This window comes from Halegenticoccus tardaugens (assembly GCF_004116405.1).
GTDB lineage: Archaea > Halobacteriota > Halobacteria > Halobacteriales > Haloferacaceae > Halegenticoccus > Halegenticoccus tardaugens.
In genome coordinates this window covers 490,757-503,111 of record NZ_SDIC01000001.1, presented here as the reverse complement: position 1 = coordinate 503,111, position 12,355 = coordinate 490,757, and the positions used below count along the sequence as shown (strand labels likewise).

Below are 12,355 nucleotides of genomic sequence, written 5' to 3'. Positions count from 1 at the left end.
CCCCCCCACCCGCCGACCGTCGCTGACGCGCTCGAACCGGAGGGCGGAGAGGAAAAAGGAGGGGGAGAAACGGACGGAACGAAGACGAACGAGGCGAAGAGAAGCGAGGGGAGAGAAAGGGAAGCGAGGAGGAGAGAAAGAGAGTTCGAGGGCGGGTTCGCCGTCGGTCAGGGCTGTTCTTTGGTGATTTCGATCTCCACGTCGTCGCCCTTGACGCCGATGCGAGCGAACTGCGTCCGGATGTGCTCTTCCGCCGCCGCCGTCGCCTGATCCCGGGTGTCGAACCCCCGGGGCATGGGGGACTCGAACGCCACGTTCACCGTCTCGCCGTCCAGTTCGATCGGGGAACCGCCGCTTTCGACCTCGTAGAACTCGTCGCAGAGCCACACGTAGGGCGCGTCCTCGTTGGGGGCACCCCTGAACGTCGGGGCGTCCTCACCCCGCTCGTAGATCGTGCCGGTGAGTTCCGTTCCGCCACCGCGACCGCGAACAAGCAGCATACCCCGACCTAGGACCGCCACGCTAAAAAGAAGTGTGAGACGGGCGTCGGACGGACGAGCGACGGACGGGCGCTGGACGCTCGGACCGGCGGACGCTCGGTCAGTAGAACGCGCCGTCGCCCCAGCGGTCGTCGTCGTACGTCCGGATCCGGTCGGAGTCGAATCGTTCTTCCAGCTTGCGCCGCAGCGCCGCCTTCTCGTCGGTGCTGATCCGGGCCAGTTCGTCGGCCTTCGCGATGGCGGGCGGCGGTCCGCGGGCCGCCGCGACGTCGCCGAGTAGCTGCGTCGCGAGCGCGCGCCGCGTCTCCGGGTCCCGCGTGAACGCGTAGGGTGCCTCGGCGCGGTACAGGAGGTCGCGCCGGGGGTCGTACGCGACGAAGAACGTCACCTCGTACAGCGCCGGATCGAGCCGTCGTTCGACGCCGAGCGCGTCGCCGTCGGCGGCGAGCGTGCGGTCCGACCCGCCGCGGGAGACGAACCACGACGTGAAGGTGAGATCGGCGGTTCGGTGCTCGTCGGCGTCGTCCGGTGCGAGGAGGCGGTCGAAGAGGGCGGTGTCGTCGACCCACGGCGCGTCGACGCCTTTGTCGCGGACGGTCCGCGTGATGAGCTTCGCCGAGGGGTTCTTCACGAACCCCGCGAGCGGCACGTCCCGCTCGACGAAGCGCTCGACGAGTCTGACGTAGTTCTCGACGATCTGCCGCGGCTTCGCCTCCCGAGCGAGGTCGCCAAGCTCCGGGTCCCGGTCCTGCCAGTTCAGGAGGTCCTTCGGGTAGAGCGGCCCGTCGAGCAACAGCAGGTCGGTGACGGTGTTGGCGTGGACGAGCGCGTGCTCGCTCTCGGCGAGGTACAGCGAGAGGGCGTGGACGACGCCCTCCGCGTAGCGGTTGACCCGCGGGGCGTGGAACACGCGCAGACGGCCGAAGCCGTCGTCGTACAGCTCCCAGTCGCGGTCGTGGTTCGCCGTCCGATCCTGCGAGTGGACCGTGGCGACGAGGCTCCGCGAGCGGTGGAGGTCGAGGTCGGTCGGGACGCGCGCCATCGCCGCCTGCGCCACGTCGAGGACGAGCCCGTTTTTGAACGTCGTCGGGTTGATCGTCCCCGAGTCGAGCCCGTGGACGGTCGAAAACGGCCGCTCCGCGAGGGCCACGTCGTCGACGTCGACGGCTCGCAGGCGCTTTTCGCCGAGCGGCTCGACGACGTTCGTCCCCCCCTTCCGCAGCGGGTCCAACCACTCCGTCCAGACGGTCCGCGCGAGGTCCCCGTGGTCGCTGTCGTCGACGCCGTCCGCGATGAAGCCGGCCAGCCGTGCGATGCCGTCGACGTGGACGGGGTCGAGGGTCATATCGGGCACACCGGACGGCACCGGCTAAAAGGGACGGGTTCCGAGGGCCGGTGCGGGCGACGGACGAGCGCGCCGCCTCCGAACGGGACCGCACGTCGGCGAGGGATCGTCTACTCGGTCGATTCGGCGGCCGCGGCGAGCGCCGGCAGCACCCACTTGACCTGCGCGCCGTCCTCGACGAAGACGAGGGTGCGCGGCGGGCGGACCGCCTTGGGCCGGACGCGGAGCCCGCTCTCCGTCGCGGCCTCGGCGGCCTCGGCCTGCCCGACGAGCAGTTCGAGCCGCGCCCTGTCCGGCTGGACGTACACCTCCGCCACCCGTTCGTCGGGGTCCGGATCGGAGGAGACTCCCGCCTCGCGGCGGACGACCGCGTAGGCGAACGCGCCGTCGACCGTCGGCTCGACGTCCGGACGCGCCTCGGCCACGGCGAGCGGCGGAAGCCCGACGCCGCTTTCGATCTCGGAGGCGAGTAGCTGGGCGATTCGCGCGCCGTCGGAGAGTCGGTCCTCGACCATGGGGGAGCTAGGTGTCGCCGGACGTAACGTCGTCCGTTCGGGTTCGATCGTCCGCGTCGGTTCCATCATCCGCGTCGGTTCGGTCGTCCGCGCGGAGTCCCTCACGGACGTCCGCGGCGAGGCCGCCGACGTCGACCCCCCGGCTCCGCGCGTAGACGACGGCCGCGGCTTCGAGCGTCACGCCGAGGTCGTGCTGACGGGCGTTGATCGCCGCCACCGCGGTCTGCTTTTCCACGCCGGCGGCGACGAGCGCGTCCAGCAGTCGCTCGAAGGTCGACTGCTCGCGGAGGACGGACTCGTCGGGGACGAACTCCGCCGGAACTTCGACCTCCGACGGGTCGAACGCGGCTTCGAGCGCGGTGCCGTCGCGCGAGAGGAGGTCGCGGCCGACGGCGACGTCGACGAGCCGCTTCGCCTGGTCCGGCGAAAACCAGTCGTTGTCGAGCGACAGCGCGACGACGAACTCCCCCTCGCCCATCCGCGTCTTGCCCCGCTGACGGAACGGGGCGGCGACGGCTCGCTCCAGACTCATCTGGTCGGTACGGCGCGCACGACTGACACTAAAGCGTGCCGGTACGACCGCCGGACGCGATCGTCGTCGAACGGTGACCGTCTCGGTGCGTTGACGGTCATCGTCTCGGAACGGAGACGGTGACGCCCTCGGTTCCGACGCGGTCCGCGGACGCGTCGTCGAGCGCCGGAACCGCGCCGCGCGCCGAGTCGAGCGATTCAAGTACTTCGTGGCTGTCCTACCCGGTATGAAGGATCAGGGACGCTCGAAGCGAAAGCGAACGGGCGGACGGCTGAAGCCGTTCCGAAACAAGAAGCGCTACCAGCTCGGCCGCGAGCCGAGCGAGACGACCGTCGGCGAGCCGCGGTTCCGGATCATCGACTCCCGCGGCAACGACACGAAGACCCGCGCGCTCTCGACGAACGTCGCGCAGGTCGCGGACGGCGGCGAAGTCGCGGAGGCCGAGATCGAAAACGTGGTCGAGAACCCCTCGAACATCAACTACGTCCGCCGAAACATCATCACCAAGGGCGCGGTCATCGAGACCAGCGCCGGCCGGGCCCGCGTCACCTCCCGCCCCGGTCAAACGGGGCAGGTCAACGCCGTTCTCCTCGACGAGTAAACCGGTCGACTTTTCACCGTCTCCGCCGCGACGGGCCTCCGGGCCGGTCGTCCGAGCCCGATCACGCCCCCTGCTCCGGCGCGGTGAATGGATGGAACCGTCGCGTCGCTACGGCGTCGGTGCGGCCTTCTGCAGCGCCGTCTCGGCGATGTTGCCGCCGTAGTCGGCGCTGCGGGAGATCGAGTCGACGATGAGTCCGAGCATCTGCGCGCGCGCCGGGTCGAGTTCCCGGAGCAGTTCGTCTATCGCGCGCGCGTGCTCGTCGATCTCCTGTACCGACTCGCGTGCGGCGTTCGCGAGCCGGGTCGCCTCGACGCTGTCGTCGGTGAAGAGCGCGTCCATGCCGCCGTCGACGACGGCTTTGGCGTCGTCGTGGAGTTCGAGGAGCGCCCGGATGACGGTGTCCGGCACCGGCTCTTCGATGTTGAGCGTCAGGTGTGCGATCTTCGTCGCGTGGTCGCCGACGCGTTCGAGCTGGCGAGCGCTGGAGTGGTAATCGAAGCAGATCTCCCGCGGAAGGCCGAGTTCCTCGGCGGCCTTGGGGGTTCTGAGCGTCGCCCGAAAGATGCGCGAGACGACCATCCAGAGGCGGTCGACGTCGTCGTCGCGCTGGATGACGTCCCGGGCCATGTCGGTGTCGAGCTCTTCCAGCGCCGCGACCGCGTCCTCCAGCATCGACAGCGCGATGAGGCGCATCCGCGTGACGGCGTTGTGAATCGAGAGCTCCGACGAGTCGAGGAGGTCGCGGATGACGACCCGGTCGCGCGTCTCTTCGAGGACTTCGAGGCCGACGAGGCTCTGGGTCGCCTTGCGGATCGTCCGCCGCTGGTCGTTCGTGATGCGGGAGTTCTCGAGCGCGATGATGTCGAACCCGCTCACGTACATCGTCATCACCGCGCGGGTGAGCTCCTCGCCTGCGAGGCTGGAGATGTCGAGCGTCCCCTCGGTCCGCTCGTCCTCGGTCCGCGGCGTCAGAAAGAGCGAGTCGCCCTCCGGGTAGAACTCCACCTCGCTCCCGGCGCTGACGCCGTTCTCGGTCGCCCAATCCTTCGGAATCGACACCGTGTACGTCGATCCACCGGTCACCTGGACTTTCCGGGTTTCGACCATGCGTGTTGCTTCCCTCACCACGCTATAAAACTGACCATTTCTATATACCTAACGGTAGTATTATCTATTTGTCAGTCGAATACGGTTCTCGCCGTATGCGTCGACCCCTCTCTCCGTCGATGCCCGCATTCGGCCGGAAGCACACCCCCCGTCAAGGAAATACGTTCTCCCCCGATACTCACCACGAGATCGGATAGTGAGCGTCGGAATCACATAGATTACTTGTTAGCAATCCACATAATCTTCAAGTTGGGCCTTTTTTATCACTGTGTTCTTTCCCGAAAATCACGTGACTACGGCCGGGTATTGGATGAATAGTCCGTCAACAGAGTAATACAAAATAGCGATACCCAACACTATATAGTTGTCATAGCAGCGTATTTATGGATATGTCGGCCAGCAACAGGTGATGACGCGCAAGACGTCCACGGAGCACGTATCCCGGCGGAAATTCCTGATCGCCTCGGGTGCGGTTGGTGCCGCGGGATTCGCAGGGTGTACGAGCAATCCTGGAGCCAGCGGCGAAGAAGACGGCAATGGGAGCGGTAACAACAGCGGTAGCGGTAGTGGCAAAGACATCTCAGGCGAGGTCATCGTCAAGGGGAGCAGCACCGTATTCCCCGTCTCGGAGGCGATGGCCGAGGAGTTCATGAGCGAGAACCCCGACGTGAACATCTCGGTCGACTCGACTGGAAGCGGCGGCGGGTTCGAGAACCACTTCTGTCCAGGGAACTCCGACATAAACGGCGCGTCGCGTCCGATAAAGGAAAGCGAAGTGGAGCACTGTTCCGAGAACGACGTCAACCCCGTCGAGTTCGAGATCGCCAGCGACGCGCTGACGGTCATCGTCAACAACAACGCCGACTGGGTCGACTGCATGAGCTTTGACGAGCTGAAGCAGATCTGGGAACCCAACGGCGCAACGACGTGGAGCGACGTCAACTCTGACTGGCCGGACGAGGAGTTCAACCTCTTCGGACCCGCGTCCTCCTCGGGGACGTTCGACTGGTTCACCGAAAACGTCATCGGCGAGTCGGGCGCGATGCGTGACGACTACGAGCCGACCGAAGAGGACAACAACATCGTCAGGGGCGTCCGCGACTCCGAAGCCGGGATGGGGTTCATGGGATACGCCTACTACGAGGAGAACAAGGACAACGTCAAAGCGCTGCAGATCAAGGAGGATGACAACGGTAGCTGCACCGCGCCGAGCCTCGACGCTGCCAAAGAGGGGAACTACCCAATGGCGCGGCCGCTGTTCATCTATGCGTCGGAGTCGTCTCTCAAGGAGAAGCCGCAGGTCTACGAGTTCACGCGATACTACCTCGAACAATCGGAAACTGATATCGTCAAGGACATCGGGTACGTTCCGTCGAGCGCGGACAATCGCGATAAGAACCTCGAAACGCTCAAGGAATACGAAGGGTAGCCGCAGAAGACGATTCACGGAGAACAACCGCCTTCGGCCACCGGGACGAAAAACACGTCAGAACAGAAAAAACCGAGCGGGAAAATCACGCTGCTTTTCATGAAGCACAACACAGCGTTCACAAGATGAGCCAGGAAACGAGAACACCCGATTTCGTCGGCGGATCTACCGCCCGCTCCGCGCAGGAACAGACGATAAAGTGGATCCTGTTCGCGTGCGCGGCGCTCTCGGTGTTCGTCACGGTCGCAATCGTCGTGACGCTGCTGGTCGACGCCATCCAGTTCTTCGCGGACGTGTCTCCCGCGGACTTCTTCCTTGGGACGGACTGGAGCCCGAAGATCAACCAGGAGTTCGGCGTGCTTCCGCTGGTTAGCGGTACCTTATTCGTCACGGTCATGTCGGCGATGATCGCCATCCCAGTCGGGGTCGCATCAGCGGCGTACCTGAGCGAATACGCGAGCAGTCGAACTCGGTCGGTGATCAAACCCGCGCTGGAAATCCTGGCCGGCATCCCGACGGTCGTTTACGGGTATTTCGCTCTCGCGTATGTGACCCCCGCGCTCCGCGAGGTCGGCCTCCCGCTGGGCACGTTCAACGCGTTGAGCGCGTCCATCATGGTCGGCATCATGATCATCCCGATGGTGTCGAGTTTGAGTGAAGACGCGATGACCGCCGTCCCGGACTCGCTCAGACAGGCCGGCTACGGGCTCGGGGCGACGAAGTTCGAAGTCTCGACCGGAATCGTCATTCCGGCTGCCATCTCCGGGATCTTCTCTTCGTTTATTCTGGCGCTGTCACGAGCCATCGGCGAAACGATGATCGTCGTCATGGCGTCCGGGATGCGCTCGCGGCTCATTCCGAGTCCGTTCGAGTCCCTCGAAGTCATGACCGCGGCGATGGTCGAACTCGTCACGACGGACATCGCCGGCGGTTCGATCGCCTACAAGTCGATGTTCGCGATCGGAATCACGCTGTTCGCCATCACGTTCGTCATGAATCTCGCCAGCAACGTAATTGCGGAACGGTACCAGGAGGAGTATCGATGAACGGACGACTCCACGCTCGACGTGTCACCGGGGGGATGAGCTGATGGCGACCGAACGGGGCAAACAGTCGTGGTTCGGTGCTTCCGGAGAGATTAGCCGACTCCCCGGGCGACTTTTCGCGGCGCTCTGTCTGGGCGCCACGCTGTTCGCGATTCTGGCGGTATTTTCGCTTCTCGCGGTCGTCGCGAACGACGCCATCAATCCAGCCACGGCGGATACGGAGTGGCACCTCACGTTCTTGGTAACACTCGTCCTGCCTGCCACGGCGCTCGTCGCATACTTGATTTCCCGGACCGACGACGACGACGTGTGGATCGGAATGACCGCTCTGGGAATTCCCCTCTACGGCCTGCTGCTCGGCCTAGGAGTCCTGCTCCTGTTCATAGACGTCTTCAACGTCTTCGGATGGTTAGCGTCGGTTCTCGCGATAGCCGTCGCGGTCAGCGCGATCGTCGGCCACCGACGCGTTCGTTCCGGCACCGGTATCGTTGAACAGTTGCTCGTCGTCGGTATCGCCCTCGGCGTGCTCGCGCCAGCGACGTACATCGGGGTCGTGAATGTGCCCGTGTTACCCACCGCGTGGTTGATCTACCTCCTGACGTTCGGTCTCCCCGGTGCGACGCTCGCGGGACTCAAGATCGCCCGTGACCGCGGTAATCAACGAGACGGCATCATCGCTGGTGCGCTGGTGCTGGCTGTCGCCGTCGCCGGTGCGTTCGTTATGCCGTTCACCGGACTCGGACCCGAGGTGTGGATCATTCTGTTTACGTTTGGTGGTATCCCGACGGTGGTCTACTTCGAGAGCGTTATGAGAGAGCGCGACCGCCCTGTCGGGTTACTGCTTCCTGTCGTCGTCATGGGCGGAGCGATCGCCGGGGGGATACTCGCCGAGGTGTTCGGCTTCGCCGGCCCTGAAGCGTGGCTCGATTACCAATTCCTCACGAGCGCCCCTTCGCGCTTCCCCGATGAAGCCGGGATCTACCCGGCGATGATCGGGACGATTATGATGATGGTCGTGATCGTCGTCGCCTCGTTCCCCGTCGGGGTTGGCGCCGCGATATATCTCGAAGAATACGCGCCCAGCGGCGGTCCGCTGGGGAAGGTCGTAAAGCTCATAGAGATTAACATCGGTAACCTTGCCGGCGTTCCCTCTGTCGTGTACGGAATCTTGGGACTGGCACTGTTCGTCAATTGGTTCAATTTCCAGACAGGAATCGTCATCGTCGGCGGTATGACCGTCGCGCTTCTCATCCTACCGATCATCATCATTTCGGCACAGGAGGCGATTCGCGCGGTGCCGGATACGCTTCGACAGGCCTCCTACGGGATGGGTGCGACGCGTTGGCAAACGGTCCGCCGAGTGGTGCTCCCGCGTGCGCTTCCCGGGATTCTCACTGGGAGCATCCTCGCGTTCGGTAGAGCCATCGGCGAAACCGCGCCGCTCCTCATGATCGGTGCCGCAGCGAACGTGTACGTAGCACCGGAAAATTTCTTCGACATCTACAGCGCCATGCCGCGTCAGATCTTCGCGTGGGTCGCCGAACCGAGCACCGATTTCCAGTACGGTGTCATGGCGGCCGGCGTCGTTACGCTGCTGGTGGTACTGCTTTCGATGAACGCCGCGGCAATTCTCATCCGGAACAAATATCAGCGGAGGAGTTAAAATGACACAGGAAAACATGTCCAGCCCCGACCCAGACGCAGAGACCGAAAACGACACCCTCGTTTCGCCTCGGCCGGGGTCGGAGGCAGTCAACGCGGGACGCGGATCGGGTAGAAAGAGCGACTCACGGACCGTAATCGAGTCACGGAACCTCGACGTGTACTACGGTAACGATCAGGCGCTTCAAAACATCGACATCGCGATCCCACAGAATCAGGTGACGGCGATGATCGGCCCGTCAGGTTGCGGAAAGTCGACGTTCCTTCGGTGTATCAACCGAATGAACGACCTGATCGACTCCTGTCGCGTCGACGGTGACCTCTTCTTCGAAGGGAAGAACGTGTACGACGACGACGTCGATCCCGTTTCCCTCAGACGGCACATCGGAATGGTGTTTCAAGCGCCGAACCCCTTCCCGAAGAGCATCTACGACAACGTCGCGTACGGCCTCAAGGTTCAGGGGAAGACCGAAAACGTGGACGAAAAAGTCGAACAAGCACTCAAGGGGGCGGCGCTCTGGGATGAAGTCAAAAACCGCCTCGACGAGAGCGGATTGGAACTCTCGGGCGGCCAGCAACAGCGGCTCTGCATCGCCCGCGCGATCGCCGTCGATCCCGAGGTCATCCTCATGGACGAGCCGGCGAGCGCGCTCGACCCAGTTGCGACCTCACAGATCGAAGACCTCATCGACGATCTCGCGGAGGAGTACACGGTCATCATCGTCACCCACAACATGCAGCAGGCCGCGCGAATCAGCGACAAAACCGCCGTCTTCCTCACCGGTGGCGAACTCGTTGAGTTTGACGACACCCAGAAGATCTTCGAAAACCCCCAGAGTCAGCGCGTCGAGGACTACATCACCGGCAAGTTCGGCTAACTGACGTGCCCCGCGAGGAGTACCAGCGCGAGCTGGCGGCGCTCCACGATTCGGTGCTCGACATGGGCGAGGCCGTCGTCGCCCGCGTCGAGAAGGCGTTCGCCGCGCTCGCCCGACGCGACGCGGACCGCGCGCGGTCGCTGATCCGGACCGACAGCGACGTCAACGAACTATCTCTCGACCTCGAGAGGACCTGTCTCGATCTCATCGCCCTTCAGCAACCCGTCGCCGGCGATCTCCGGTTCGTCGTCTCCTCCTTCAAGATCGTGACCGACCTCGAACGGATCGCCGACCTCGCGACGAACCTGTGTCGCTACGTGATCGCGCGCGAGCGCGAGGTGTTTCCGACGGTCGACCTGCGGGCGCTCGGTTCGCTCGCCGTGTCGATGCTCGACGACGCGCTCGCGGCGTACGCCCGCCGCGACGCCGACGCCTGTCGCGAGATCGCGGCGCGGGACGACGACCTCGACGTCGAGTGCGAACGCGTCGGGGCGGTCGTCGTCCGCGACCTCGTCGGGCTCGACGCCGCGTACGACGAGTCGCTGTTCGCCGAGGTTTCTCACTTTCTCCTGACCGTTCGGGACATCGAACGGGTCGGCGACCACGCGGTCAACATCGCCGCGCGCACCCTCTACATGATCGAAAACGACGACGAGCTCATCTACTAGAACCGTTTACGCTGCGGTCGCGCGCCTACGGCGCGCTCCCTCGGTAAACGGTTCATCAAAAGCGCTCCTCCCTCGCTTCGTCACGGCTTCGCCGTGACTCCGTTCGGTCGTCGGCCCGCTCGCTTCGCTCGCGGTACGACTCCTCGGGCTTACCGCACCGCCGCCCTGCCGCCTGACCAACGCTTAATCGTCCGGGGGCCGCATCCGGGCCATGAACGTGGCGATCCTCACGGTCGGCGACGAACTGCTAGCCGGGGACACGGAGAACACGAACGCGACGTGGCTAGCGCGGCGGCTGACCGAGCGCGGCGCGACGGTGAGGCGGATCCTCACCGTGCCCGACGACGAGGGCGTCATCGCCGAGGCGGTGCGGGAGTGGAGCGACGCGTACAGTGCGGTCGTCGTCACCGGCGGGCTGGGCGGGACGCACGACGACCTGACGATGGACGGCGTGGCGACCGCGTTCGGCCGATCGCTCGTCGTGAACGAGGAGGCCAGGGCGGACGTGCTCGAAACCGTCGCCGCGTTCCGGGAGGCCAACCCCGACCTGGCCGAGGCGTACGACCTCGAGATCGACGCGGACGCGCAGTCGTCGATCCCGGAGGGGAGCCGCCCGCTCCTCAATCCCGCGGGGCTCTCGCCGGGGTGTGTGACCGAGAACGTGTACGTCCTCCCCGGCATCCCGGACGAGATGCGCGCGATGTTCGAACTCGTCGCCGAGGAGTTCGACGGCGACGGGGTCTCGGAGACGCTCTTCACGCCCGCACCGGAGGGGGCGGTGACGAAACAACTCGCCGAGGTTCGCGACCGGTTCGACGTCGCCGTCGGCAGCTATCCGGCCCGCGGCGACGTGCACAACCGCATCAAGGTGTCCGGGCGGGACGCCGAGGCGGTCCGCGCGGCGGTGGCGTGGCTCCGCGATCGGGTGGAGCTGGTCGAGAATGGAGAGACGGGAGAGAAGTAAGGCTTCAGCGACCGTAGGCGTCGAGCGGTTCCCACTCCTCGCGCATCAGTTCGCGGACGCCGCGTTCGAGGATCCGAAAGCGCGTCTCGTTGCCGACCGACCGCTGCATGGCGAGGTAATCCGACAGCGAGAGGAGGCTGTGGTCGAGGAGCAGGACGGACGACGTACGCTCGCACGACCGTTGCGGACCGGTCATGACTGCGAAATGTACTCGATCCGGATAAAAGTTCACCGGCTCAAGATGACCGGTTACGCCCGTGTTCACGAAATCGTACCGCGAGCGACCGCAGGGAGCGAGCGGTCTTTTTTGCTCGAGCTTTTTGCGCCGAGCGGTGCGCGAAGCGCACCCGAGGCGGAAAAAGGTCGTCTAGTAGATGAGCTCGTCGTCGTTTTCGATCATGTAGAGGGTGCGCGCGGCGATGTTGACCGCGTGGTCGCCGACCCGTTCGAGGTCGCGCACGGTGAGAAGCAGGCGCGAGACGTCCTGCATGAGTGGTTCAACCGCGCCGTCGGACCCCAGTTCTTCGCCCTCGATGAGGTCGCGGACGACGATCTCGCTCGCGGCCTCGCACATCGCGTCGAGGTCGTCGTCTCGATCCGCGACCGCGTAACACTCGTCGGCGTCCTCGTTCTCGTACGCCGCCATCGCCTGGTCGAGCATTTCGAGCGTGTAGTCGCCGAGTCGCTGGATATCGACGTCCGGGAAGAGGTCCCGCTCGGCGTCGGTGGCGTACTTTCCGAGGTTCGTCGCGAGGTCGGCGATGCGTTCGAGGTCGGTGATGATCTTGAACGACGAGGCGATAAAGCGGAGGTCGCCCGCGACCGGCTGCTGGAGGGCGATGAGGTCGATGCAGTCGCTCTCGAGGTCGAGGTACATCCGGTTCACCTCGCCGTCGCCCTGGATGACCTCCTCCGCGAGGCGCTCGTCCTTCTGTTCGAGCGCGTCGAGCCCCATCCGGAGCCGTTCGGCGACCACTTCGGCCATGTAGAGAACGTCGCTTCGGAGATCCGCGAGCCTGGTCTGATACTCGTTTCGTGGCATGCTTTCGACTTCCGACGGTCAGCCGTATGTATATTGTGTTCTCGGCGTGACATTGCGCCGGAA

At 64.7% G+C, this 12,355-nt stretch carries 14 protein-coding genes; 7 read left to right on the top strand and 7 right to left on the bottom strand.

Annotated elements, in window-relative coordinates:
- Positions 1 to 167: 167 nt before the first annotated feature.
- The 4 genes from C3L37_RS02645 to C3L37_RS02630 all read right to left on the bottom strand — a co-directional run bounded on the left by C3L37_RS02645 (position 168) and on the right by C3L37_RS02630 (position 2,892).
- Positions 168 to 500, bottom strand: a complete 333-nt coding sequence (locus C3L37_RS02645) for a DUF7113 family protein (RefSeq protein WP_129113062.1) — start codon at positions 498 to 500, stop codon at positions 168 to 170.
- 100 nt (positions 501 to 600) lie between these two features.
- Positions 601 to 1,845 carry a DNA double-strand break repair nuclease NurA gene (locus tag C3L37_RS02640; protein ID WP_129113061.1) on the bottom strand — a complete coding sequence of 415 codons (1,245 nt, stop codon included), beginning with the start codon at positions 1,843 to 1,845 and terminating at the stop codon, positions 601 to 603.
- 110 nt (positions 1,846 to 1,955) lie between these two features.
- Positions 1,956 to 2,360 carry a hypothetical protein gene (locus C3L37_RS02635; protein WP_129113060.1) on the bottom strand — a complete coding sequence of 135 codons (405 nt, stop codon included), beginning with the start codon at positions 2,358 to 2,360 and terminating at the stop codon, positions 1,956 to 1,958.
- Positions 2,361 to 2,367: 7 nt separating this feature from the next.
- Positions 2,368 to 2,892, bottom strand: coding sequence for a DUF2240 family protein (locus tag C3L37_RS02630; protein ID WP_129113059.1), 525 nt, complete (start codon positions 2,890 to 2,892; stop codon positions 2,368 to 2,370).
- Between the two features lie 226 nt (positions 2,893 to 3,118).
- On the opposite strand from C3L37_RS02630, the gene C3L37_RS02625 reads away from it, so the two are divergent.
- The gene (locus tag C3L37_RS02625; RefSeq protein ID WP_129113058.1) at positions 3,119 to 3,493 is read left to right on the top strand and encodes a 30S ribosomal protein S8e; all 375 of its coding nucleotides are present in this window, start codon (positions 3,119 to 3,121) and stop codon (positions 3,491 to 3,493) included.
- 108 nt (positions 3,494 to 3,601) lie between these two features.
- On the opposite strand, the gene C3L37_RS02620 is transcribed toward C3L37_RS02625, so the two are convergent.
- Positions 3,602 to 4,603 (bottom strand): phosphate signaling complex PhoU family protein, encoded by a 1,002-nt coding sequence (locus tag C3L37_RS02620; RefSeq protein ID WP_129113057.1) that lies wholly within the window; start codon positions 4,601 to 4,603, stop codon positions 3,602 to 3,604.
- Positions 4,604 to 5,012: 409 nt separating this feature from the next.
- On the opposite strand from C3L37_RS02620, the gene C3L37_RS02615 reads away from it, so the two are divergent.
- The 6 genes from C3L37_RS02615 to C3L37_RS02590 all read left to right on the top strand — a co-directional run bounded on the left by C3L37_RS02615 (position 5,013) and on the right by C3L37_RS02590 (position 11,250).
- Positions 5,013 to 6,032: a PstS family phosphate ABC transporter substrate-binding protein gene (locus tag C3L37_RS02615; protein ID WP_129113056.1), complete on the top strand. Its 1,020-nt coding sequence runs from the start codon at positions 5,013 to 5,015 to the stop codon at positions 6,030 to 6,032.
- 125 nt (positions 6,033 to 6,157) lie between these two features.
- Positions 6,158 to 7,078, top strand: a complete 921-nt coding sequence (pstC, locus tag C3L37_RS02610; protein ID WP_129113055.1) for a phosphate ABC transporter permease subunit PstC — start codon at positions 6,158 to 6,160, stop codon at positions 7,076 to 7,078.
- A 43-nt stretch (positions 7,079 to 7,121) separates the two neighbouring features.
- The gene (gene pstA / locus C3L37_RS02605; protein ID WP_129113054.1) at positions 7,122 to 8,741 is read left to right on the top strand and encodes a phosphate ABC transporter permease PstA; all 1,620 of its coding nucleotides are present in this window, start codon (positions 7,122 to 7,124) and stop codon (positions 8,739 to 8,741) included.
- Between the two features lies 1 nt (position 8,742).
- Positions 8,743 to 9,618 (top strand): phosphate ABC transporter ATP-binding protein PstB, encoded by an 876-nt coding sequence (pstB, locus tag C3L37_RS02600; RefSeq protein WP_129113053.1) that lies wholly within the window; start codon positions 8,743 to 8,745, stop codon positions 9,616 to 9,618.
- 5 nt (positions 9,619 to 9,623) lie between these two features.
- A complete protein-coding gene (phoU, locus tag C3L37_RS02595) occupies positions 9,624 to 10,286 on the top strand; it encodes a phosphate signaling complex protein PhoU (protein WP_129113052.1) in 663 nt (220 codons plus the stop codon).
- A 211-nt stretch (positions 10,287 to 10,497) separates the two neighbouring features.
- Entirely contained in the window at positions 10,498 to 11,250 is a 753-nt protein-coding gene (locus tag C3L37_RS02590; RefSeq protein WP_129113051.1) for a competence/damage-inducible protein A, read from the top strand.
- A gap of 4 nt (positions 11,251 to 11,254) precedes the next feature.
- On the opposite strand, the gene C3L37_RS02585 is transcribed toward C3L37_RS02590, so the two are convergent.
- A complete protein-coding gene (locus tag C3L37_RS02585; protein WP_129113050.1) occupies positions 11,255 to 11,446 on the bottom strand; it encodes a hypothetical protein in 192 nt (63 codons plus the stop codon).
- Between the two features lie 171 nt (positions 11,447 to 11,617).
- Complete coding sequence (gene phoU, locus C3L37_RS02580; protein WP_129113049.1) at positions 11,618 to 12,292, bottom strand: phosphate signaling complex protein PhoU; 675 nt, start codon at positions 12,290 to 12,292, stop codon at positions 11,618 to 11,620.
- Positions 12,293 to 12,355 lie beyond the last annotated feature (63 nt).

Coding starts and splice junctions, on each gene's coding strand:
- C3L37_RS02645 (WP_129113062.1), bottom strand. CDS start 500: ATGCTGCTTGTTCGCGGTCGCGGTGGCGGAACGGAACTCACCGGCACG.
- C3L37_RS02640 (WP_129113061.1), bottom strand. CDS start 1,845: ATGACCCTCGACCCCGTCCACGTCGACGGCATCGCACGGCTGGCCGGC.
- C3L37_RS02635 (WP_129113060.1), bottom strand. CDS start 2,360: ATGGTCGAGGACCGACTCTCCGACGGCGCGCGAATCGCCCAGCTACTC.
- C3L37_RS02630 (WP_129113059.1), bottom strand. CDS start 2,892: ATGAGTCTGGAGCGAGCCGTCGCCGCCCCGTTCCGTCAGCGGGGCAAG.
- C3L37_RS02625 (WP_129113058.1), top strand. CDS start 3,119: ATGAAGGATCAGGGACGCTCGAAGCGAAAGCGAACGGGCGGACGGCTG.
- C3L37_RS02620 (WP_129113057.1), bottom strand. CDS start 4,603: ATGGTCGAAACCCGGAAAGTCCAGGTGACCGGTGGATCGACGTACACG.
- C3L37_RS02615 (WP_129113056.1), top strand. CDS start 5,013: ATGACGCGCAAGACGTCCACGGAGCACGTATCCCGGCGGAAATTCCTG.
- pstC (WP_129113055.1), top strand. CDS start 6,158: ATGAGCCAGGAAACGAGAACACCCGATTTCGTCGGCGGATCTACCGCC.
- pstA (WP_129113054.1), top strand. CDS start 7,122: ATGGCGACCGAACGGGGCAAACAGTCGTGGTTCGGTGCTTCCGGAGAG.
- pstB (WP_129113053.1), top strand. CDS start 8,743: ATGACACAGGAAAACATGTCCAGCCCCGACCCAGACGCAGAGACCGAA.
- C3L37_RS02590 (WP_129113051.1), top strand. CDS start 10,498: ATGAACGTGGCGATCCTCACGGTCGGCGACGAACTGCTAGCCGGGGAC.
- C3L37_RS02585 (WP_129113050.1), bottom strand. CDS start 11,446: ATGACCGGTCCGCAACGGTCGTGCGAGCGTACGTCGTCCGTCCTGCTC.
- phoU (WP_129113049.1), bottom strand. CDS start 12,292: ATGCCACGAAACGAGTATCAGACCAGGCTCGCGGATCTCCGAAGCGAC.